This is a genomic window from Kitasatospora sp. MBT66 (assembly GCF_000710405.2).
Lineage (GTDB): Bacteria > Actinomycetota > Actinomycetes > Streptomycetales > Streptomycetaceae > Kitasatospora > Kitasatospora purpeofusca.
The window spans coordinates 2,031-23,382 of record NZ_JAIY01000014.1; the positions used below are offsets into that span (position 1 = coordinate 2,031).

16 protein-coding genes are annotated in these 21,352 nt (G+C 73.6%); 6 read left to right on the plus strand and 10 right to left on the minus strand.

Annotated features, from left to right (window positions below; genetic code table 11):
- Both BI06_RS55230 and BI06_RS34585 read left to right on the plus strand, forming a co-directional pair.
- Positions 1 to 759: SDR family NAD(P)-dependent oxidoreductase (locus BI06_RS55230; protein WP_206743648.1), on the plus strand; the 759-nt coding region annotated here is incomplete at its 5' end.
- A gap of 250 nt (positions 760 to 1,009) precedes the next feature.
- Positions 1,010 to 2,524 (plus strand): cryptochrome/photolyase family protein, encoded by a 1,515-nt coding sequence (locus tag BI06_RS34585; protein ID WP_043474999.1) that lies wholly within the window; start codon positions 1,010 to 1,012, stop codon positions 2,522 to 2,524.
- A 157-nt stretch (positions 2,525 to 2,681) separates the two neighbouring features.
- On the opposite strand, the gene BI06_RS34590 is transcribed toward BI06_RS34585, so the two are convergent.
- Positions 2,682 to 3,677: a 2-hydroxyacid dehydrogenase gene (locus BI06_RS34590; RefSeq protein WP_043475000.1), complete on the minus strand. Its 996-nt coding sequence runs from the start codon at positions 3,675 to 3,677 to the stop codon at positions 2,682 to 2,684.
- A gap of 350 nt (positions 3,678 to 4,027) precedes the next feature.
- Here BI06_RS34590 and BI06_RS34595 point away from each other — a divergent pair, with 350 nt between their 5' ends.
- Positions 4,028 to 4,438, plus strand: a complete 411-nt coding sequence (locus BI06_RS34595) for a tyrosinase cofactor (protein WP_030396269.1) — start codon at positions 4,028 to 4,030, stop codon at positions 4,436 to 4,438.
- A gap of 91 nt (positions 4,439 to 4,529) precedes the next feature.
- Entirely contained in the window at positions 4,530 to 5,357 is an 828-nt protein-coding gene (locus BI06_RS34600) for a tyrosinase family protein (protein ID WP_030396268.1), read from the plus strand.
- Positions 5,358 to 5,514: 157 nt separating this feature from the next.
- Here the strand turns inward: BI06_RS34600 and BI06_RS34605 are convergent, their stop codons facing one another.
- The 7 genes from BI06_RS34605 to asnB form a co-directional block, all read right to left on the minus strand.
- Positions 5,515 to 6,540: a 6-phosphofructokinase gene (locus tag BI06_RS34605; RefSeq protein WP_030396267.1), complete on the minus strand. Its 1,026-nt coding sequence runs from the start codon at positions 6,538 to 6,540 to the stop codon at positions 5,515 to 5,517.
- Between the two features lie 368 nt (positions 6,541 to 6,908).
- Positions 6,909 to 7,637: a type 1 glutamine amidotransferase gene (locus tag BI06_RS34610; RefSeq protein ID WP_030396266.1), complete on the minus strand. Its 729-nt coding sequence runs from the start codon at positions 7,635 to 7,637 to the stop codon at positions 6,909 to 6,911.
- Positions 7,638 to 7,701: 64 nt separating this feature from the next.
- On the minus strand, positions 7,702 to 8,964 hold the full coding sequence (locus tag BI06_RS34615) for a MurT ligase domain-containing protein (protein ID WP_030396265.1): 1,263 nt from the start codon (positions 8,962 to 8,964) through the stop codon (positions 7,702 to 7,704).
- A 425-nt stretch (positions 8,965 to 9,389) separates the two neighbouring features.
- Positions 9,390 to 10,811 carry a GNAT family N-acetyltransferase gene (locus BI06_RS34620; RefSeq protein WP_051742589.1) on the minus strand — a complete coding sequence of 474 codons (1,422 nt, stop codon included), beginning with the start codon at positions 10,809 to 10,811 and terminating at the stop codon, positions 9,390 to 9,392.
- An 89-nt stretch (positions 10,812 to 10,900) separates the two neighbouring features.
- Positions 10,901 to 12,337 carry a pyridoxal-dependent decarboxylase gene (locus BI06_RS34625; RefSeq protein WP_043475003.1) on the minus strand — a complete coding sequence of 479 codons (1,437 nt, stop codon included), beginning with the start codon at positions 12,335 to 12,337 and terminating at the stop codon, positions 10,901 to 10,903.
- Between the two features lie 176 nt (positions 12,338 to 12,513).
- On the minus strand, positions 12,514 to 13,656 hold the full coding sequence (locus BI06_RS34630) for a hypothetical protein (protein WP_149030576.1): 1,143 nt from the start codon (positions 13,654 to 13,656) through the stop codon (positions 12,514 to 12,516).
- A 209-nt stretch (positions 13,657 to 13,865) separates the two neighbouring features.
- A complete protein-coding gene (gene asnB / locus BI06_RS34635) occupies positions 13,866 to 15,716 on the minus strand; it encodes an asparagine synthase (glutamine-hydrolyzing) (RefSeq protein ID WP_030396261.1) in 1,851 nt (616 codons plus the stop codon).
- Positions 15,717 to 15,927: 211 nt separating this feature from the next.
- Between asnB and BI06_RS34640 the strand changes: the two genes are divergently transcribed.
- Positions 15,928 to 16,212 carry a hypothetical protein gene (locus BI06_RS34640; protein ID WP_030396260.1) on the plus strand — a complete coding sequence of 95 codons (285 nt, stop codon included), beginning with the start codon at positions 15,928 to 15,930 and terminating at the stop codon, positions 16,210 to 16,212.
- 42 nt (positions 16,213 to 16,254) lie between these two features.
- Positions 16,255 to 18,081, plus strand: a complete 1,827-nt coding sequence (gene glmS / locus BI06_RS34645) for a glutamine--fructose-6-phosphate transaminase (isomerizing) (protein WP_030396259.1) — start codon at positions 16,255 to 16,257, stop codon at positions 18,079 to 18,081.
- A gap of 119 nt (positions 18,082 to 18,200) precedes the next feature.
- Here glmS and BI06_RS34650 read toward each other — a convergent pair whose 3' ends face one another.
- On the minus strand, positions 18,201 to 19,355 hold the full coding sequence (locus BI06_RS34650; protein WP_030396258.1) for an EstA family serine hydrolase: 1,155 nt from the start codon (positions 19,353 to 19,355) through the stop codon (positions 18,201 to 18,203).
- Between the two features lie 109 nt (positions 19,356 to 19,464).
- Complete coding sequence (locus BI06_RS34655; protein ID WP_030396257.1) at positions 19,465 to 21,261, minus strand: beta-galactosidase; 1,797 nt, start codon at positions 21,259 to 21,261, stop codon at positions 19,465 to 19,467.
- Positions 21,262 to 21,352: the final 91 nt, after the last annotated feature.

Genomic DNA, 21,352 nt, shown 5'->3' on the forward strand with positions numbered 1-21,352 from the left:
CCGCCGAACCCGAAACGCCGGAGGTCCTTCGTGGAGATCGTGGATCTGAAGCTCCTGGTGGTCGGCGCCTCCGGTGCCATCGGCGGCGAGCTGGCGGCGGCAGCCGCGGCACGGGGCGCCCGGGTGGCGGTGGCCGGCCGGGATCCGCGGCGCCTGGCCCACGCCGCCCGGCGCGCCCGCGCCGGTCCCGGTCTCGTCTTCGACGCGTACGACCTCGAGGGGGGCCGCGCCCTCGGACCGAGGGCGGCCGAGCAGCTCGGCGGCCTTGACGCCGTCCTGGTCGCGATCGGCGCGGTCGCGTTCGGGCACTGCTCGCAGCTGGGCCCGGAGATGGAGGAGCACCTGATGACCGTCAACGCCCTCGCCCCCATGGCGGTGCTCGAAGGCGCACTCCCCCTGATCGGCCCGGGCGGGTCCGTCGGGGCGATCACCGGCGTGATCGTCGACCGCCCGCTCGGCGGCGCCGCCGCGTACCGGGCCTCCAAGGCCGCGCTGTCGGCCTGGCTGGGCACCGCACGTGTCGAGTACGCCCACCACGGGGTCTCGGTCCTGGACGCACGTCTGCCCCACCTCGACACCGGCTTCGCCGACCGGGCCCTGGCCGGCTCCGCCCCTCCGCTCCCGCCCGGAGCGGACCTGGACAGCTGGGTCGGCGCCGTCCTGGACGCCCTGGTCCAGGGCGCGGCCGTGCTGGCTCCGTCCGGGCGGCGGGGCGAACCCGCGGCCTCGCCGTCCACGACGGCCGGGCGCGTCCGGTGAACACCGGGCGCACACCGTGGCGGCAGGCGGCCCCGGGGCGGGCACCCGGCCGGGACTCACCGGGAGTACCCGCCGGCCGCTCGGCGCAACGCTGCGCGAACGGTGCGGTTCGGCCGGACCGTTCGGGCCGCCGATGCTGGACGGTGGGGGCGTCCGCCTCCCCGTCGGAGAAGGGGGTCGTCATGGACCTCGGTGACGGGCCTCCCGCGGACCACCGCTCCGTTCGGGCGGGTCGCGCGGGAGCGGCCCGGTGAGCGGGCCCCGGCCGCACTGGCTGTTCGGGGACCAGCTCGGCCCGCACTTCCTCGCCCCGCACGGGCCCGGACCGGATCCCGACGCGCCCGTGGTCGTCGTCGAGGCCCGGTCGGTGTTCCGCCGCCGGCGCTTCCACCGGGCGAAGGCCCACCTGGTGCTGTCCGCGATGCGGCACCGGGCCGCCGAACTCGGCGAGCGGGCCCGCTACGTCCGGGCGGAGACCTACCGGGAGGGGCTGCGGCAGGCCGTGGGGGAGAACTCCGTCACGGTCTGCCACCCGACGTCCAGGGCGGCACTCGGTCTGGTCACGGCGCTGCCGCGGGTGGAGGTGCTCCCGCCACGCGGCTTCCTGGTGCCGTTCGGCGACTTCCGCCGCTGGGCGGACGGCCTCGGCGGGCGGCTGCTGCTGATGGAGGACTTCTACCGGCGGGTCCGCAGGGCCGAGCACCTGCTCCTGGACCCCGGCGGGGAGCCCGTCGGCGGCCGGTGGAACCTGGACGCCGACAACCGGGAGCCGCCGCCGCGCGGGAGGTCCGTCCTGCCCGTGCCGCCGCCCCTGTGGCCGGAGGAGGACGAGATCGACGAGGAGGTGCGGGCCGACCTCGACCGCTGGGAGCAGTCCGGCGAGGTGCGCTTCGTCGGACGGGACGGCCCCCGCCGCTTCGCCGCCACCCGCGCCGAGGCCGTGCAAGCGCTGGAGCACTTCGCGACCGCCCGCCTGCCCCACTTCGGTCGCTGGGAGGACGCCGTCCTGGCGGCCGACCCGTGGATGGCGCACAGCCTGCTCTCCGTCCCGCTGAATCTCGGCCTGCTCGACCCGGGCGAGTGCGTGCGCCGCGCCGAGGACGCCTACCGCTCCGGGGACGCGCCGCTCAACAGCGTGGAGGGGTTCGTCCGGCAGGTGGCCGGGTGGCGCGAGTACGTCTGGCAGTTGTACTGGTACCTCGGTGAGGACCACCGGAACCGCAACGCACTCGGCCACCGCACCCCGCTGCCCGACTGGTTCGCCGAGCTGGACGCGGACGCGGTGCGGGCCCGCTGCCTCTCCCGCGTGCTCGCCCAGGTCCGCGACACCGGATGGACCCACCACGTCCCGCGGCTGATGGTGCTCGGGAACTGGGCCCTGCAGCACGGCTACGACCCGGCCGCGGTCACCGACTGGTTCCACCGCAGCTTCGTGGACGGCTACGACTGGGTGATGGTCCCCAACGTGATCGGCATGTCGCAGTACGCCGACGGCGGCACCACGACCACCAAGCCCTACACCTGCGGCGGCGCCTATCTGAACCGGATGAGCGACCTCTGCCGCCCGTGCGCCTACCGGCCCGGTGACCGGACCGGGGAGCGTGCCTGCCCGTTCACGGCCGGCTACTGGTCCTTCGTCCACCGCCACCGCGCACTGCTGGCCGCCAACCACCGCACCGCCCGCGCCGTCGGGGGGCTCGACCGGCTCGGCGACCTCCCCGAGCTGCTGGCGGCCGAGACCGCCCGCGGGAGCGCCGCCCCCTGACGGCCCGGGGCCCCGCCGTGCGGCCCTGCCGTACGGCGGACGGTCCCCCGGGTCGACGTCCGGCTCCACTCCGCTGGCGACAGCCGCCGGATCACCCGTCGGGTGCGAGGCTCGTGCAAAAGTCCCTGACGGTCGTCGGTTCCGGTGCGTCGGTGGGTCAGCTTTTCGGGACGAGGGTGTTTTCGTTGGTGCGGCCGTTGGCGTAGTCGTCGACGTTGCGGACGGTGGCGTCGATGATCTGGCCGACGGCGGTGCGGGTGAAGTAGGCCTGGTGGCTGGTGACCAGGACCTGGGGGAAGGTGACGAGGCGGGCGAGGGTGTCGTCGGTGATGCCTTCGATGGAGCGGTCGGTGAAGAAGACGCCGGTCTCCTCCTCGTAGACGTCGAGGCCGACGCCGGAGAGGTGTCCGGCGCGGAGGACCTCGACGAGGGCGGCGCTGTCGACGAGGCCGCCGCGGCTGGAGTTGACCAGGATGGCGTCCTCCTTCATGCGGGCGAGGGCGGCGGCGTCGATGAGGTGGTGGGTGGAGGGCAGCAGGGGGACGTGGAGGCTGACGAGGTCGGCGCGGGAGAGGAGTTCGGGGAGTTCGGTGTAGGTCATGCCGAGGTCGAGGCAGGCGGGGTTGGGGGCGATGTCCCAGCCGAGGAGGTGGGTGCCGAATCCGGCCGCGATGCGGGCGAAGCACTCGCCGATCTTGCCGGTGCCGATGACGCCGACGGTCATGCCGTGGATGTCGCGGCCGAGCAGGCCGTCGAGGCGGAAGTCGAACTCGCGGGAGCGGTTGGCGGCGCGGGTGAGGCGGCGGTTGACGGCCAGGGCCAGCGTCCACGCGTGTTCGGCGACGGCGTAGGGGCTGTAGTGGGAGACGCGGGCGACAGTCAGGCCGAGGCTTGCCGCGGCGTCGAGGTCGATGTTGTTGAAGCCGGTGGAGCGCTGGACGACCAGCTCGGTGCCGCCGGCGGCGAGGACGGCGAGGGTGCCGGCGTCGAGTTCGGCGTTGACGCTGCTGCTGACCACCGGGTACCCGGCGGCGAGCGGGGCGGTGTCGCGGTTGAGGAAGACGGAGAGGCAGCGCAGGGCGTGCCGGCCCGCGAAGGCCTTCTCCAGCAGCGGTCGCTCGTCGGCCTGTACGCCGTACGCGAGGATCTCCATCGCCTGGTCCCTCCTGGGTCCGTCCGGTCCGTTGCGCTCCTCCGGTCACGCTAGGGCGCCTTCGCCCGGTCCCGCCAGGCGGACGCCGCCGGGGTGGCCGTCGGGTGACTGCTGGGCGGCCGCCGGGGTACCCGCCGGTGTGATCGGTGCGTGTTCGGCACGTGACAGAAAATGACCGAATTTATACGCAACCCTACGTACCCCCGCCGATCGGCTGTTCCGTAGGTCAACAAGGCTTGCGACCATCGAAACGAGTGATTCGATCAAGGAATCACCTTCGTTTAACGATTAACCAATCGTTCGTGAACAGTGCCCGAACCACAGCCCCGGGCACTCGAGGGGGTACCACCATGTCCGAAGACACCCATGCCACGGAGCTGACGCGCCGACGGATGCTCCAGGGGGCCGCGGCCGCCCTGACCGTCGCCACCGGCACCGTCGTGATCGGTCTCGCGGGGCCCGGCGGCGGGGCCGCCACCGCCGCGGACCCGGGCGCGTCCGACAGCTTCGACGAGGTCTTCCAGGGCCGACGGATCCAGGGCCGCCCGGCCGACGGGGGGAGCCACCACCACGGGGGCGGCGCCGGCACCGGCTACGAGGTGCGGATCGACGGCGACGAGCTGCACATGATGCGCAACGCCGACGGCACCTGGATCAGCGTCGTCAACCACTACCAGACCTTCGCGACGCCGCGCGCGCTCGCCCGGGCCGCCGTCAACGACCTCCAGGGCGCGACGCTCGTCCCGATCGTCACCGCCTGATTCCGGCCACCGGCCCACCCGGCCCACCGGCCGCATCCGGCCCACCCGGCCACCCGAGACCGACAGACCACCACCACCAGAGGGGGGACTCATGGGAGTCCGCAAGAACCAGGCGAACCTGACGGCCCAGGAGAAGCGCGCCTTCGTCAACGCCGTGCTGGCACTCAAGGCGAACGGCGGCTACGACCCGTTCGTCACCACGCACAACCAGTTCATCGTCAGCGACGTCGACAACGGCGAGCGCACCGGGCACCGCTCGCCCTCCTTCCTGCCCTGGCACCGCCAGTACCTGCTGGAGTTCGAGCGGGCGCTGCAGGCCGTCGACCCCAGCGTCAACCTCCCGTACTGGGACTGGACCGCCGACCGCACCGCCACCGCCGGCATCTGGGGCGCCGACTTCATGGGCGGCAACGGCCGCAGCAGCGACGGCCAGGTGACCACCGGTCCGTTCGCCTTCTCCGGCGGCAACTGGCGGCTCAACGTCAACACCGACAGCCGCACCTATCTGCGCCGCCAGCTCGGCACCGGGGTGGCGCAGCTGCCCAGCCGGGCCGACACCGAGTCGGTGCTCGCCATCACCACCTACGACGCCGCGCCGTGGAACAGCTCCTCGGCCGGCTTCCGCAACAACCTGGAGGGGTGGCGCGGGGTCAACCTGCACAACCGGGTGCACGTCTGGGTGGGCGGCCAGATGGCCACCGGGATGTCGCCCAACGACCCGGTGTTCTGGCTGCACCACTGTTTCGTCGACAAGCTGTGGTCCGAGTGGCAGAAGCGCAACCCCGGCAAGACCTATCTGCCGACGGCCGGCACGCCCGACGTGGTCGACCTCAACGAGCGGATGAAGCCGTGGAACACGGTCACCCCGGCCGACCTGCTCGACCACAGCGGCACCTACACCTACGACACCGGGTTCTGACCGGTTGACCGGCTGATCGGTTGACCGGCTGACCGGTTGATCGCTGATCGCCGCCGGTCCGGTTCCGCTCCCGGCGGGGCAGTCGCCGCGAACGGCCCCGGCCCCCGAGACTCGCGCTCTCGGGGGCCGGGGCACCGGACGTACAGGGGGCGGGCGGTCAGATGACCGTCTCGGCCTCCAGGTAGCGGTCGGCCGGGACGGTCTTCAGTTCGGCCACCGCCTCGGCCAGCGGTACCAGGTTGATGTTGGTGCCCTGGAGGGCGGTGATGTGCCCGAAGGCGCCCTTGTGGACGGCCTCCACGGCGTGCCAGCCGAAGCGGGTGGCGAGGACCCGGTCGTAGGCGGTCGGGGTGCCGCCGCGCTGGGTGTGGCCCAGGATGACCGGACGGGCCTCCTTGCCGAGCCGGTGCTCCAGCTCGCCGGAGAGCTGCGTGGCGATGCCGGTGAAGCGCTCGTGGCCGTAGATGTCCTTGCTGCCCTCCTCCCAGTGCATGGTGCCGGGCTCGGGCTTGGCGCCCTCGGCGCAGACCACGATGGCGAACTTCTTCTGGCGGTCGAAGCGCTCCCGGACGACCGCGGTGAGCTTCTCGATGTGGAACGGGCGCTCCGGCACGATGATCGCGTGCGCGCCGGCCGCCATGCCCGCGTTGAGGGCGATCCAGCCGGTGTGGCGGCCCATGACCTCGACCACCATGACGCGCTGGTGCGACTCCGCCGTGGTCTTCAGCCGGTCCAGCGCCTCGGTGGCGACCGAGACGGCGGTGTCGAAGCCGAAGGTGACGTCGGTGCAGGCGATGTCGTTGTCGATGGTCTTCGGGACGCCGACGATCGGCAGGCCCGCGTCGCTCATCAGCTTGGCGGCCTTGAGGGTGCCCTCGCCGCCGATCGGGATCACCGCGTCCAGGCCGAGGTCCGCGCAGTACTTCTTGGCGCGCTCGACGCCGTCGCGCAGATGGCTGGGCTGGACCCGGGACGACCCGAGGATGGTGCCACCCTGGGCCAGGATGCCGCTCACCGAGTCGAGGGTCAGGGGCCGGTGGTGCCCTTCGAGGAAACCGCGCCAGCCGTCCTCGAACCCGATGATCTCGTCGCCGTGGTCGACCACCCCCCGGTGGACCACGGACCGGATCACCGCGTTCAGGCCGGGGCAGTCACCGCCGCTGGTCAGCACTCCAATACGCATTGCTTTGCAACTCCCGAGCAGAACCGAGGAACGGCCGGACTACAGGCTGGGACGACGGACCGCCACCACGACAGGCCGTACCCGCGCCGGGTGGGCGCGGAGGTGACCGTCGGGTGAAGGACCGGCCGATTCGGACAGAACACCCGAAACCGGCCGTGGAGTCGAGCATACGGCGCCTGCGTCCGGCCGGGCAGGAGCCGACGCGGGAGCGGCGTCGTCGACGCCCCCGCGTGGAAATGCAGCCTGCTGCCGAGGAGGGTGTGCAGCCGGCAGCCCCGGGACGGGGCAGCCCCATTGTCGTACGTCCCGGCCCGCCCGGGGAGCCCATGACCGCATCGCGGGCACCGGGCGGACGGACCGGGGGAGTACTACGCGGGGCGCGTCGTGGCCGCGATGCGCTCGGCGCGCAACGCGTCGTACCAGGTGGTGTCGGCCGGCGGCAGGGCGTTCACGTCCAGCGCCAGCTTGAGCAGCATGTCCGCGACGGCGGGGTTGCGCGCCAGTACGGGGCCGTGCAGGTAGGTGCCGAAGACGGTGTCCCGCCAGGCGCCCTCGGTGCCGTCGCCGGTGCCGTTGCCCCGGCCAGCGGTGACCCGGGCCAGCGGCTTGACGCCCTGGCCGAGGTGGGTCACGCCCTGGTGGTTCTCGAACCCGGTCAGCTGCGGCAGGCCGAGCTGCGGGTCCACGTCGGCCAGCACGTCGCCGACGCAGCGCTCGCCCTCGCCGCGGGTGGTCCACACGTCCAGCAGGCCGAGGCCCGGCTCGCGCTGGCCGAGGTCGTTGACGAACTCGTGGCCGAGGATCTGGAAGCCGGCGCAGACCCCGAGGATGATCGCGCCGTTCTCGGCCGCCCGCACCAGCCCGGTGTCGTTGCGCAGCCGCTCGGCGGCCAGCCGCTGCGGGCGGTCCTCGCCGCCGCCGATCAGGTAGATGTCCCCGCTGGTGGGCACCGACTGGTCGGAGCGGACGTCGATCCGGGTCACGTTGAGATGGCGCTGGCGGGCCCGGCGCTCCACGACCAGGGCATTGCCCCGGTCGCCGTAGGTGCTGAGCAGGTCGGGGTAGACCCAGACCACGCGCAGGCTGCTCTCACTCATCCTCGAAGGCCTTCCATGACGTACGTGCGGTGGGCTGCTGGGGGCTGCGGGTGCCGTTCCGGCATCAGCCGGCCACGACCTTCCGCAGCTGCTGGAAGGCGGTGTAGTTGGCGATCGCCTCGATCCGGCCGGGCGGGGCCATCCGGACGGCCTGCTCCAGCGAGTCCACGACGTGGAACTGCAGCCCGGCGACCTCCAGGCGCACCGCGAGGTCCAGCTTGCGCTGGCCCAGCACGAAGACCGGGTGCCCGGCCAGCCGCTCGTAGTCGACGTCCCACAGCCAGGAGGTGTCGGTGCCGTCCGCGTCGAGCGCGTTGACCGAGAGCACCACCGGGGTGGGCGGGCCGTCGATCAGCGAGAAGGTCTCCAGCCAGCCGGCCGGGTTCTTGGCCAGCAGCAGCCTTATGTCACGGCCCTGGTACTGCACCACGTCGTAGCGGCCGGCGACCGCGCTGACGCCGCGCATCCGCTCCAGGGCGACCTGCGGGGAGACGCCGAACACGGCGGCGACGGCGGCCGAGCTGGTGGCGTTGGCGAGGTTGGCCCGGCCGGGCAGCTGGAGCTGGATCGGCCAGGCGCCGCGCTGCGGGTCGATCACATGGGTGCCCTGGAGCGCCCAGTGCGGGTTGGGGCGCCGGAAGCCGCACTCCTGGCAGAACCAGTCGTCGCCGGGGCGCTGCATCACACCGCCGCAGGCGGGGCAGGACCAGGCGTCCTCCTTCCACGCCTGTCCGGCGGCCACCCAGACCACCTTCTTGCAGGAGGAGGCGGCCCAGGTCACCAGCGGGTCGTCGGCGTTGGCGATCACCACGGCCTCGGTGTCCTGGAGGCCCTCGCGCCACTTCTCGGCCATCATCCGGGTCTCCGCCGCGCGGTCGAGCTGGTCGCGGGAGAGGTTGAGCAGGGCGATCGCCTTGGGCCGGGTGTCGCGGGCGACGCCGGCCAGGTACTTCTCGTCGACCTCGATCACGCCGAAGCGGGCCTCCGAGCCGCCGGCCAGGGCGGAGGTGATGCCGGCCGGCATGTTGGCGCCCAGGGCGTTGGAGACCACCGGGCCGGCGGCGCGCAGCGCCTCGGCGATCAGGCGGGTGGTGGTGGTCTTGCCGTTGGTGGCGCTGACCAGCACCACGTCCAGGTGGTCGGCGAGGGTGGCGAGCAGATCCGGGTCGAGCCTGAGCGCGACCTTGCCGCCGATCACCGAGCCGCTGCCTCGGCCGGCCTTGCGGGACACGGCGGCGGCCACCTTGCCGGCGGTCACCGCGATCTTCGCGCGTGCCGGCAGCGAGGCGTCGCGTGCGCCTGTGGGCTCCGATTCGGTGCCTGCCATGCTCAGTGGTTCCTCCTTGCTGCGGCACCGCCCGGGGGCCGGACTACGGGCCGTCGGGCGGCGGGGACGGGATCAGCCTACCGACTCCGCCGCCCGGCTCGACGCCCCGGACCCCGTGCCGCCTGCTGCGACGCCCCGGGAGCGGCGGTCCGGGAGGTCCTGACGCGAGGTCAGGATCGGCGGTGTACGGACGGGCCGTTCGCCGTCGGGGACGCGTGAGCGGGGTGCGGCGGTTCCGCGCGCGCCCCGGGCCGGGCGGCGCGGGGGCCGCCCGGCCCGGGGCCGGTGAGGTTCTTGGTGAGGATGTGGTGAAGAAATGACCGGACGATTACCGGACCTGTCCGATCTGCTCACCGGTACGGCTCGATCGCAGGGTCGCGCGGCCCCGCGGACAGCCTGTGAGCGGTTCTGGGGACGCTCCGTTCTCAGCGGCCCGGACGGGTCTGCCAGGGCACCGGGAGCTCCTCGGCGGCCTCCGCCAGATGGGCGGTGATCACCAGGGTGCCCTCGTCCACCTCGTAGTCGAGCGGCGCCGCCAGCCGGCGCATGGTCGCGATCAGCCCGGTGTTGGACGACTGGGTGACCGCGTACACCGTCTCCACCCCGGCCTCCAGGGCCAGCGCGGACATCCGCCGCATGAGGTCCAGACCCAGCCCGCGCCGCTGCCAGGCGTCCTCGACCAGCACCGCCACCTCGGCGCTGTCGTCGTCCCACATCAGGTGCCCCAGGGCGACGATCCGCCCGTCCGCCGTCTCCACCGCCAGGGCCTGCCCGTGCCGGGCGTCCAGCAGGTGGTCCAGGTAGCGGTCGGCGTCCCGGACCGGCCCGTGGTAGCGCTTGCGCAGGGTCTCGGGGGAGCAGCGGTGGTGCATCGCCAGCGCGGCCGCCTTGTCGGCCGCGTCCGCGCGCCGCACGGTCAGCTCGGCGCCGGCCGGCACGCTCAGCCGGGCTCGGACGTCCGGGACCCGGGGGCCGAGCAGGGTGTCCAGCTCGACCAGGGCCTGCGCCCGGGCGAACTCGGTCGGGGTGAACGGCAGCTGCGGGCGGGTGAGCTCGATCAGTTCGCCCGAGGGGACGGGCAGCCGCATCACATGGCCGTCCACCCCGGCGGTGCCGCGCGCGGCCGCCCCCGGGTACTGCCGGATGCTGCACTGCCCGAAGAGCTGGCGCAGCGCGATCGGCAGCTCCGCGGCGTCCAGCGCCGTCCGGGTGGCGAGGGCCAGCACATGGGTGGGCACGTCCACCAGGTCGTGCGCGTCGGCCGGGCCGGTCCAGATGTCGTGCCCGCCGGCCCCGGCCACCAGCGCGGTCAGGTCGGCCCGGTTGAGCGAGCGCGGCGCGCGGACGAAGAACTCGTCCACGGCGCCGGTCGGCAGCGGGTGGGACTGCATCGAGACGATGTTCACCTGCCGCCCGGCGAGGGCCGCGCAGACCCGGGCCAGACTGCCGGGGGAGTCCTGCACGGTGGTGCGGACCCGCCACAGCGTGCTGCCCTCGAAGTCGTGCAGCGGTCCCCGCAGCGGCTCGGCCTCCGGCGCCCCCGGCGCCCCCGGCGGCGCGGGCGCGTCCGGCGCCGGGGGGCCGTGCAGCTGGTGGCGGTGCGCCCACCAGGTGTGGAACAGCGCGGTGGCGAGCAGGGCGACGGCGGAGGCGCCGAGCACCGCCGGGCCGTCCGGCCCGTGCACCACGAGCTTGGCCACCAGGTCGGCGGCGGTCACCGAGAGGAAGACGGCGGAGAGCTCCACCGCGTCGCGCCGCCAGCGGTGGTTGCGCAGGCCGCGGCGCTGGGCACGGGAGGGGGTCGTGGTCGGATCGGTCGTGGGCGTCAGCTGCTCCGTGTGCTCCATGCCATCAATCTGCCGCTTCCGTGTTTCACGATCACGAATCCTCCGTGACCCCGCGGTTAATGGTGCCGTGACTCGATCACCGTCGGCGGTCACCCGGAGTGCTCGCGCCCGGCGGCCTTCACTTCGGCGAGCAGGACGGCGAGGTCCTCCTCGGTGGTGGCGGGGTTGAGCAGGCAGGCGCGGAGGATCTCGCGGCCGTCGAGGCGGGCGCCGGTGAGGAAGGCGCGGCCGCGGCGCTGCACGGCGGCGGGGAGCTCGCGGTTGAGGGCGTCGAGGGCGGCCTCGTCGGCCGGGCCGGTCGGGTCGGCGGGGCGCAGCCGGAACGCGACGATGGAGGTCTGGACCTCGGCGAGGAGTTCCAAGTCGGGGTCGGCGGTGACGAGTTCGCCGAGCCGGCGGGCCAGGGCGGTGGTCCGGGCGATGTCGGCGGCCAGGCCGTCGCGGCCCCGGTGGGCGATGGTCGCCCACACCTTGAGGGCGCGGAACGGGCGGGTCTGCTCGGTGCCGTACTCGGAGAACCAGCCGAGCTCGCCGGCCGCCTCGTCGCGCAGGTAGGAGGGGACGAGGCTGAAGGCGGCGCGCAGCTCGGCCGGGTCGCGGACCAGCGCGCAGCCGCAGTCGACCGGGACGCCGAGCCACTTGTGCGGGTCGAGGGCGAGCGAGTCGGCGCGGGCCAGCCCGGCGTAGCGGTGGGCGATCTCCGGGTCCAGCACGCCGAACGCCCCGTAGGCGCCGTCGACGTGCAGCCAGAGCCGCTCCTCGGCGCACAGGTCGGCGATCGGGTCGAAGGCGTCGACCGCGCCGGTGCCGACCGTGCCGGCCGAGGCCACCACCAGGAACGGCAGCAGTCCGGCGGCCCGGTCGCCGGCGATCGCGGCGCGCAGTCCGGCGGGGTCGAGGCGGCCGTCGGGGCCGGTGGCCACGACGCGCAGGTGCTTGCTGCCGAGGCCCAGCAGCTCGGCGGCCTTGCGGACGCAGGAGTGGGTCTCGCCGGTGACGTAGCCGACGAGTGGCGGCATCCCGGCCAGGCCGTCCTCGCGGACGTCCCACCCGGCGTCGCGGGCGGCGCGGTTGCGGGCGGCGGCGAGGCAGACGATGGTCGCCATCGAGGTGCCGGAGGTGAGCAGCCCGCCGCCGGGCGGGTGCGGGAAGCCGACGAGTTCGGCGATCCAGCGGACCACGGCCCGCTCCAGGTGGACGTCCGCGTGGTCGCCGCCGGCCGAGCTGGGGTTCATCGCGGCGGCGGCCAGGGTGGCGAGCACACCGGCCGGGGCGGGCGCGGAGTTCACCCAGCCGAAGAAGCGCGGGTGGCCGTTGCCCATCGGGTACGGCAGGACGTCGCGGCCGACCGCGGCCAGCAGCTCGTCCAGCGGACGGCCGGCGGCGGGCAGCGGGGCGTCCAGCAGGGTGCGGCGGGCGGCGTCGTCCATCGGCTGCCAGACCGGGCCGGCGGCGAGCCCGGCGAGGTGGTCGGCGGCCAGGTCGGCGGCGGTGTGCGCGGCGGCGCGGAAGTCGTCGGAGGTCATGCGGTGGCTCCTGGTGGTGCGGGGCCCGGTGGCGCGGCGTCCTCGGCGCACCCGAACGCCGCGATCCTACGGAAACGGGCCCGCGCCGTGCGGCGCGGGCCCGGTATCCGGGATTCCCCCCGGTCCCGGTGGAGGGGATCAGCGGAGGGGGTCAGTGGGGGAGCGGTGCGAGGGCGTCAGTCGAGGGAGGCGGAGAGCCCGCCGGCGGAGCGGCAGTAGCCCTGCATCTCCTTGTCGGAGAACTTGGCGCAGAGCCGGCCGGCCGCACCGCCGTCCGTGTAGTTGACCGTGTAGTAGCTGACGAGGCCCTCGGCGCAGGCCTTGCGCTGCCAGCCGTCCGCGGCGGTGGCGCACTGCTGGGCGGCCCAGTCCTCGCGGTCCAGGTTGTACTTCATGGTGCGCGAGCCGACGCCCCGGCTGCAGTCGACCGCCCCGCCGGAGGCCTTGCCGTTGAGGCACCACTTCAGTGCCTCGGCGTACACCTCGGGGTGGTTCGGGTAGTCGTGCGAGGAGAGGTAGAAGGTCGGCGCGTAGAAGAAGCAGGCGGACTGGAACAGCGCCGGCTGGTCCTTGCACGGGTACAGCGGGTCCTGGGCGAGCTTGTCGGCGGGGAGGTTGGCCTTGGCCTTCTCGTCCTCCTCGTCCGGGCCGAAGAGCTGCATGAACAGGCCCTCGGAGCAGCGGATCCGGTTCTGGTCGGTGGTGAACTTGTTGCACAGCTCGCGCGCCTTGGCGACGTCCTGCTTGGCGACGAACATGGTGCCGTGGCCGACGCCGTGGATGCACGGGCCGCTGTTCTTGGGCGCGCAGAGCTTGACCAGGTCCGTTTCCGGCTGGGCGGAGGCGTTGAGCATCTCCTCCACTGCGCCGTGCAGGTAGCCGGCCGCGCAGGTCTCGTGCGGGAAGGAGATGACCTTCTGGAAGTCGGCGTTGAACCGCTTGACCGCCGCGTGCCCGAGCTCGTGGGCGATCGGGTGGCAGAACCGGACGGTGTACGGCAGCTGCTTGGTGATCCGGTCGAGGTCGGCCAGGGCGACGCCGGGGTCGCTGGCGTCCATCTCGGCCATCAGCTTGTTGCGCAGCGTCGAGCGGGTCCACACCGCCGGGTCCCCGGTCGCGGTGGCCGACGCGGCCGGCTGCCCGGTGCCGGCGGGCGCGGCGCCCGCCGTACCGGTGCTGCCCTCGGTCCCCGGGACGGCCGGGGCGACGGCCGCGCGGTCGGCGGCCTGCTCGGGCGTCCAGTCGGTGACGGCCACCGACCCCAGGCCCAGCACCCCGAGCAGCAGGGCGGTGAGAATCGCGAAGGCTCGCGGTTGCATGACGGAGATCCCCCGGCGGATCGAGACGGACGGGACGTTCCCCATCCTGACGGCACGGGTCTCGGATTCCGTGTTTTCGGCCGCCATTCGGGAGGTGTCGGCGACGCTATCGCACGTCCCGCCCGGTCAACGAGGCGGGTTCGCGGCGGGTCACCCTCCCCCGGGTGGCGCAACGGCGCACCACCCGGGGCACTCGGCGCAACCGGGGATCAGAGCTCCAGCGACACCTGGTACTCCGTCAGCCAGGCGTTCAGGTCCAGGGCCAGATCCGCCGCCAGCCGGACCGTCTGCGGGTCGGTGTCCGGGGCGAGCGCGTCGGCGAGTTCGCGGCGGTCGAGCAGGGCGAGGGCGGGGGAGCCGGGGTCGGCGGCCAGTGCGGCGAGTTCCCGGCGGAGCAGCTCCGGGTAGCGCGGGTCCTGGACGATCGGGTACGGGCTCTTCATCCGGTCGGCGATCTCGGCCGGCAGCACGTCCCGGACGGCGGCGCGCAGCAGGCTCTTCTCCCGGCCGTCGAAGGACTTCATCGTCCACGGCGTGTTGAAGACGTACTGCACCAGCCGGTGGTCGCAGAACGGCACCCGCACCTCCAGCCCGTTGGCCATGCTCATCCGGTCCTTGCGGTCCAGCAGGATCCGGACGAAGCGGGTCAGGTTGAGGTACGACACCTCCCGCATCCGCCGTTCGAACGGGTCGGTGTCCGGCAGGTGCGGCACCTCGGCGAGCGCCTCCCGGTACCGGGCGCGGCGGTAGCCGGGCAGGTCGAGCTTGGCGAGCAGTTCCCGGTCCAGCAGTTGCTCGCGCGGGCCGGTGCCCGCGCCGCCGAAGCCGCTGACCGCGGTCGCCCACGGGAAGTCGTCCGCGTCGAGGGCCTTCGGGTCGTGGAACCAGCGGTAGCCGCCGAACAGCTCGTCCGCGGACTCGCCGGACAGCGCGACCGTCGAGTGCTCGCGCACCCCGCGGAAGAGCAGCAGCAGCGAGGTGTCCATGTCGCCGACGCCGCCCGGCAGGTCCCGGGCCCGCAGGGTGGCGAGCCGCTGCGCCGGGTCGGTGAGGGCGGCGCTGTCCAGCTCGATCACCGAGTGGTCGGCGCCCACGTGCCGGGCGAGCAGTTCCGCGTACGGCCGGTCCGGGGTGGTGCGCACCGCGTCCGGGTGGAAGTGCTCGCTCTGCCCGGTGAAGTCGACCGCGAAGGAGCGGACCGGTCCGGCGCCCGCCGCGTCCAGGCTGCGGGCGGCCAGGGCGGTGACCGCGCTGGAGTCCAGGCCGCCGGAGAGCAGCGAGCAGAGCGGCACGTCGGCCTCCAGCTGGCGGTGGACGATGTCCTCCAGCAGGGCCCGGACGGTGCCGATCGTGGTGGCGAGGTCCTGGGTGTGCCGGCGTGCCTCCAGCGCCCAGTAGCGGTGGACCGAGACGCCGCCGCGCCGCACCCGCACCAGGTGGCCGGGTCGGACCTCGGCGATGCCCCGGTACGGGGTGAGGCCGGGGGTGCGGGTCATGGCGATCAGCTCGCGCAGCCCGTCCAGGTCGACCACCGGGCGGACCGCGGGGTGGGCGAGCAGCGACTTGGGCTCCGAGCCGAAGACCACGCCGTCCGGGGTGGGGTGGTAGTGCAGCGGCTTGACGCCCATCCGGTCGCGGACCAGCAGCAGCTCCTCGGTGCGGGCGTCCCAGACGGCGAAGGCGAACATGCCGTTGAGCCGCTCGGCGACGCGCTCGCCCCACTCCAGGTAGCCGCGCAGGACCACCTCGGTGTCGCCGCGGGTGCGGAAGCGGTGGCCGGCCGCCACCAGCTCGGCGCGCAGCTCGTGGTGGTTGTACACCTCGCCGTTGTAGCTGAGGGCGGCCAGCAGCCGGCCGTCGTGCTCGGCCGTCATCGGCTGGGCGCCGCCCTCGGGGTCGAGCACGGCCAGGCGCCGGTGGCCGAGGGCGGCGTGCCGCTCCAGATGGGCGCCGCCGTCGTCCGGGCCGCGGCAGAGCTGGGTGGCGGTCATGGCGTCGAGCACCTCGCGTTCGAGGGTCAGGTCGCGGTCGTAGGCGACCCATCCGGTGATCCCGCACATCAGCAAGCCTCCGGTTCTTTTGACACTCTTCCGATGCTCCCGCCCCCCTGGTCACCGCGTGACTCCCCCCGGTGTGTGAGCAGGTCATCACGCTACGTGGTCGCCCCGGTGCGGACAAGACCCCGATGCTGCGCCGATTGCCGCAGAATCCTGCCCGATTTCGGGCAGGATCTTTGATCTTTCCCGGGAGGGCGGCCTAGAGTCACCGACTGTGTCCAGCTCGACCGGTTCCTCGCACCCTCACGAAGACCTCCTCGCCCACCTCACCCGGACCAGCCCGCTCGGGCCCCGGGAGGCGGCGCGGGTGGTGGCGGAGGTGCTGGCGTACTTCTCCGAGACCACCGAGGAGTACGTCCGCCGCCGTCACGGCGAGCTGCAGGCGCGCGGCCTGACCAACGAGAAGATCTTCGCCCGGCTCGCCGAGGAGCTGCCCGCCCGCCGGGTCGCGGCCCCGGAGCTCTCGGCCCGCCAGCTGCGCCGGATCGTCTACGGCTGACGGTCGGCCGACCGGAACCACGGAACCAAGGAGTCCACCACCATGTGCGGAATCGTGGCCTACATCGGCCCCAAGGACGCGACGCCCTTCCTGCTGGAAGGCCTCGCCCGACTGGAGTACCGGGGCTACGACTCGGCCGGCGTCGCCGTCGCCGGACGCACCGGCGGCATCAAGGTCCGCAAGGTCAAGGGCCGGGTCGCCGACCTCGCCGCCGCCGTCCCCGCCCGGTTCAAGGGCTCCACCGGCATCGGCCACACCCGCTGGGCCACCCACGGCGTCCCCAGCGACGCCAACGCCCACCCGCACCTCGACAACGCCGAGCGGATCGCCGTCGTCCACAACGGCATCATCGAGAACGCCGACGAGCTGCGGGCCAAGCTCGCCGCCGACGGCGCCGTCTTCCGCTCCGAGACCGACACCGAGGTGCTCGGCCACCTGATCGCCGCCCACGCCGCCGAGGGCGTCGAGCTGGAGGAGGCCGTGCGGGCCGCCCTCGGCAAGGTCGTCGGCACCTACGGCATCGCCGTGCTCGACGCCGAGCAGCCCGACCGGATCGTGGTCGCCCGCAACGGCAGCCCGATCGTGCTCGGCATCGGGGAGAAGGAGATGTTCGTCGCCTCCGACGTCTCCGCCCTGGTCCGCTACACCCGCCAGGTGGTCCACCTGGAGGACGGTGAGCTGGCCACCGTCCGCGCCGACGGCTTCCGCACCTTCACCGAGGACGCCCGCACCACCCACCGCCAGCCGTCCACCGTGGACTGGGAGATCGACTCCTACGACACCGGCGGCTACGAGCACTTCCTGCTCAAGGAGATCCACGAGCAGCCCGGCTCGGTCGAGCGCACCCTCGGCGGCCGCCTCGACGAGCGGTTCGCCACCGCCCACCTCGGCGGCCTCAACCTGGACGCCCGCGAACTGCGCGAGATCCGCCGGGTCAAGATCCTCGGCTGCGGCTCCGCCTACTACGCCGGCGAGATGGGCGCCCAGCTGATCGAGGAGCTGGCCCGGATCCCCGCGCACAGCGAGCCCGCCTCGGAGTTCCGCTACCGCAACCCGGTGATCGAGGCCGACACCCTCTACATCGCGGTCAGCCAGTCCGGCGAGACCTACGACACGCTCGCCGCCGTCCAGGAGGTCAAGCGCAAGGGCGGCCGGGTGCTCGGCGTCGTCAACACCGTCGGCAGCGCCATCGCCCGCGAGTGCGACGGCGGCATCTACCTGCACGCCGGCCCGGAGATCTCGGTCGCCTCCACCAAGGCGTTCACCTCCACCGTGGTCGCCTTCGCGCTGATCGCCCTGCACTTCGGCCGGATCCACGACCTCTCGCCCGCCGACGGCCGCCGGATCGTCTCCGCCCTCAAGGCGCTGCCCGACCAGATCCGCGAGGTCCTCGCCCAGAGCGACGCCATCGCCGAACTCGCCGCCGAGTACGCCGGGTCCGAGGGCATGATGTTCATCGGCCGGGTGCGCGGCTACCCCGTCGCCCGCGAGGGCGCGCAGAAGCTCAAGGAGATCTCCTACGTCCACGCCGAGGCCTACCCGGCGAGCGAGCTGAAGCACGGCCCGCTGGCGCTGATCAGCCCCGAGCTGCCCACCGTCGCCCTCGTCCCGGACGACGAGCTGCTCGACAAGAACCTCACCACCCTCGGCGAGATCAAGGCCCGCTCCGGCCGCGTGCTCGCGGTCGCTCACCGCCGGCCCGAGGCGAAGCTCGCGGACCACTGCATCCTGGTGCCCAAGAGCGAGCCCGAGCTGGACCCGCTGCTGCTCAACATCCCGCTCCAGCTGCTCGCGTACCACGCGGCGGTGGCGCTGGGGCGCGACGTCGACAAGCCGCGCAACCTCGCCAAGAGCGTCACCGTCGAGTAGTCGCGGACGCGCCCCCGGGGCCGGCCGTGCTCCACGGCCGCCCCCGGGGGCGCGTTCCGAGCGCTGTCGCTGTCGCTGTCGCTGTCGCTGTCGCTGTCGCGGGCCCGGAGGTCGGACGGTCAGCCGGCCGCCCCGCGCACCGCCCCGGCGGCGCGGACGACGGCCTCGGCCAGCCGGTGGTTCTCCGGGCCGAGCGGGAGGGAGCTGAACCGGCGCCGCGTGTACCCGTAGGCGACGCCGCTGCGCGGATCGGCGAAGGACTGCGCGCCCACCGCGCCGCTGTGACCGAAGGCCTCCGCCCCGAGGAACGGGAAGCGGGTGCTCTGCGCCTCGAAGCCGAGGCCGAAGTGGTCCACCTCGCCGGTCACCAGGTCGGTGCCGTGCGTGCGGACCGGACCGAACTCGGCGATCGTGGCCGGTGCCAGGAACGGCGTCCGCCCGTCCAGCCCCTGTGCCGCCGCCGCGTACATCGCCGCCAGACCGCGGGCGCTGCCGAAGCTGCCGGTCGAGGCCGGGCCCTGGGCCTGCACCGGGCGGAGGTTGCCGAAGCCCGCCAGGTCGGTGGGCGGGGAGGCGTTCAGGTTGAAGGCGATCCCCATCAGGCTGTCGGGTGCCGGCTGCTCGCCCTGCTGACCGGGGAGGGGGACCGCCGGAAGCACCGACAGGTACCGCGACTCCAGCTCCGCGGGCAGGCCGAGGAAGAAGTCCAGCCCGTACGGGGCCCGGATCCGCTCCTCGAACAGCTCCTGCACCGTGCGGCCGGTCCGGCGGCGGACCACCTCGCCGGTCAGCGCGCCGATGACGTAGGCGTGGTAGCCGTAGGCCGTCCCGGGCTCCCAGTAGGGCTTCTGGCCGGCCAGCCGATCCGCGATCCGGCGGTCGTCCGCCAGCTCCTCCGTCGTGAAGCCGCCGTCGACCCCGATCAGCCCCGCCCGGTGCTCCAGCAACTGCCGGAACGTGAGTGCGCCCTTGCCCTCGGCCGCGAACTCCGGCCAGTAGTGGGCCACTTCCTTGTCCAGGTCGAGCACGCCCTCCTGCACCAGCAGGGCCGTCACCAGGTGCGCCGCCCCCTTGGCGGAGGAGTAGAGCGCGAACAGCGACTCGCCGGAGACCCCCTCGCCGGCCCACAGGTCCACCACCCGCCGCCCGTCCAGGTGCACGGCGAGCTGCGCGCCACCGCCCGCCGGCTCCTCCGCCACCACGGCGGCGAACTCCTCCCGCACCGCCTCGAACCCCGGCGCCACGCTTCCGCCGACGACGTCACTGCTGGACATGCTTCCCCCTGAATGCGCTCCTGCGGCCTTGATCACCGGCCTGCCGGGGCGTCAACCCGCCCCGGCGCCGAAGTATTCCGGCGCCGGGCGGGGAGCGGGCGGGTCGGTGTCAGTAGTCCGCGCTGGGTGCGCGGGTGGTGGGGCCGAGGTCCGGCTCGTCGCGGATCTCCAGGGCCTCGGCGTGGCGGTCCAGTTCGAGCACCACGAGGGTGTTGCGGCCCGGCAGCCAGAGCGGACCCGGCGCGTACAGGGTGCGCTGCGGGCCCTCGTGGGTGTAGCGGCCGAGCAGGAAGCCGTTGAGCCAGAGCAGGCCCCGGCCCCAGTCCGGGAGCGCGAGGAAGGCGTCCGCCGGTGCCTCGACCTCGGCCTCGAACCGGTGGAAGACCGGGTCGCCCCCGGCGGCGCCGACGTCCTCGCGGAAGGCCAGCGCGGAGAGGTCGGCGAGCGGCAGCGGTCGGATCTCCCAGTTGTGCAGCCGCTGGCGCTCGTGCTGGACGCCGCGCCGGATGCCCTTGCGATCGTCCAGCTGCGGGCCGTAGTTGGCGCGACCCAGCGCCTCGACCAGGATGTCCAGGGTGACCCCGGCCGGGCCCACCGCCAGCGGCAGGGTGCCGCCCGGGGAGTTGCGGTCCAGCACGCCGAGCGGGCGGCCGTCCGCGAACACCTGCGCGCGGTCCCCGACGCCGTCGATCCGCAGCGGCATCTCCGGGCGCGGCCCGGGGACGTGCGTGCGGTAGTGGATCAGGCCGAGCGACTGGCCGACCCGCTCCATCGGCTCGGTGGTCGGCCGGTGCAGGGGCATCGACAGCGCGTCCAGGGAGTCCAGCAGCCGCGCCCGGCCGCTCGCCCGCTCCAGCCGGCGGGGCTCCAGTCGCGGCGGCCGGGCCGGGAGTTCCCCCTCGGGGAGCGGCACGTACTTGCCGATGACGGACCGCAGGGCGTGGAACTTCTCGGTCAGCTCGCCCGCCTCGCCGATCGGCGCGTCGTAGTCGTAACTGGTCACGGTCGGCTCGTAACCGGCGGTCTCGGGCCCGGTGCCCGAGTGGTTGGCGCCCGCCCAGAACCCGAAGTTGGTGCCGCCGTGCGCCATGTAGAGGTTGACCGAGGCGCCGGTCGCGAGCAGCTCGTCGAGCGAGGCAGCCGTCTCCGCGACGTCCCGGACATGGTGCGGCTGACCGATCCGGTCGAACCAGCCGATCCAGAACTCCATCGCCGCCAGCGGTCCCTTGGGCTGCTGCCGCCGCAGCACCTCGAAGCGCTCCGGCGCGCGCGAACCGAACGTCCCCGTGGCCAGCACACCCGGGATCGCCCCGCCCTGCTGCATGAAGTCCTCGGAACCGTCGGCGGTGAACAGCAGGCAGTCCACCCCGCGCGTCACCAGCCCGTCCCGCAGATGCGTCATATAGGCGGCGTCGTTGCCGTAACTCCCGTACTCGTTCTCCACCTGCACGGCCACCACGGGCCCGCCCCGGCTGCCCAGCAGCGGCAGCAGCTCCGGCACCACGGCGTCGAACCAGCCGTCCACCTCGGCGAGGAACGCCGGGTCCGAGCTGCGCAGCCCCATCCCCTCGGCGGTGAGCAGCCGGGCCGGCAGGCCGCCCGACTCCCACTCGGCGCAGATGTAGGGCCCCGGGCGCAGGATCACGTCCAGGCCGTGCCGTTCGGCGGTCCGGACGAACCGGGAGATGTCCCGCCAGCCGGTGAAGTCGATCCCGCCGGAGGGCAGTTCGTGGAAGTTCCAGGGGATGTAGGTGTCAACGGTGTTGGCGCCCAGCGCGCGCAGGCGGGCCAACCGGTCGTCCCACAGCTCCGGGTGCACCCGGAAGTAGTGCAGCGCTCCGGAGACGATCCGGTGCGGCGCGCCGTTGCGGCGGAAGCCGTCGTCGTCGAAGTCGAGCTCGATCATGCGGACCAGCTTTCGGTTGACGCGGTCGTCGGTCGGGTACTGCTGCGTCGGAGCCGGCCCGGGGGTGTCGGCCCACCGGGCCTGCCCTCGT

Bases quoted from the DNA above. Each gene is read 5' to 3' on its own strand.
- asnB (WP_030396261.1), bottom strand. From the start codon at position 15,716: ATGTGCGGGATCACCGGATGGGTCGCCTACGACCGCGACCTGACCCTC.
- BI06_RS34615 (WP_030396265.1), bottom strand. From the start codon at position 8,964: ATGGCAGGCACCGAATCGGAGCCCACAGGCGCACGCGACGCCTCGCTG.
- BI06_RS34590 (WP_043475000.1), bottom strand. From the start codon at position 3,677: ATGGAGATCCTCGCGTACGGCGTACAGGCCGACGAGCGACCGCTGCTG.
- BI06_RS34650 (WP_030396258.1), bottom strand. From the start codon at position 19,355: ATGTCCAGCAGTGACGTCGTCGGCGGAAGCGTGGCGCCGGGGTTCGAG.
- BI06_RS34600 (WP_030396268.1), top strand. From the start codon at position 4,530: ATGGGAGTCCGCAAGAACCAGGCGAACCTGACGGCCCAGGAGAAGCGC.
- BI06_RS34595 (WP_030396269.1), top strand. From the start codon at position 4,028: ATGTCCGAAGACACCCATGCCACGGAGCTGACGCGCCGACGGATGCTC.
- BI06_RS34655 (WP_030396257.1), bottom strand. From the start codon at position 21,261: ATGATCGAGCTCGACTTCGACGACGACGGCTTCCGCCGCAACGGCGCG.
- BI06_RS34610 (WP_030396266.1), bottom strand. From the start codon at position 7,637: ATGAGTGAGAGCAGCCTGCGCGTGGTCTGGGTCTACCCCGACCTGCTC.
- BI06_RS34620 (WP_051742589.1), bottom strand. From the start codon at position 10,811: ATGGAGCACACGGAGCAGCTGACGCCCACGACCGATCCGACCACGACC.
- glmS (WP_030396259.1), top strand. From the start codon at position 16,255: ATGTGCGGAATCGTGGCCTACATCGGCCCCAAGGACGCGACGCCCTTC.
- BI06_RS34630 (WP_149030576.1), bottom strand. From the start codon at position 13,656: ATGCAACCGCGAGCCTTCGCGATTCTCACCGCCCTGCTGCTCGGGGTG.
- BI06_RS34605 (WP_030396267.1), bottom strand. From the start codon at position 6,540: ATGCGTATTGGAGTGCTGACCAGCGGCGGTGACTGCCCCGGCCTGAAC.
- BI06_RS34625 (WP_043475003.1), bottom strand. From the start codon at position 12,337: ATGACCTCCGACGACTTCCGCGCCGCCGCGCACACCGCCGCCGACCTG.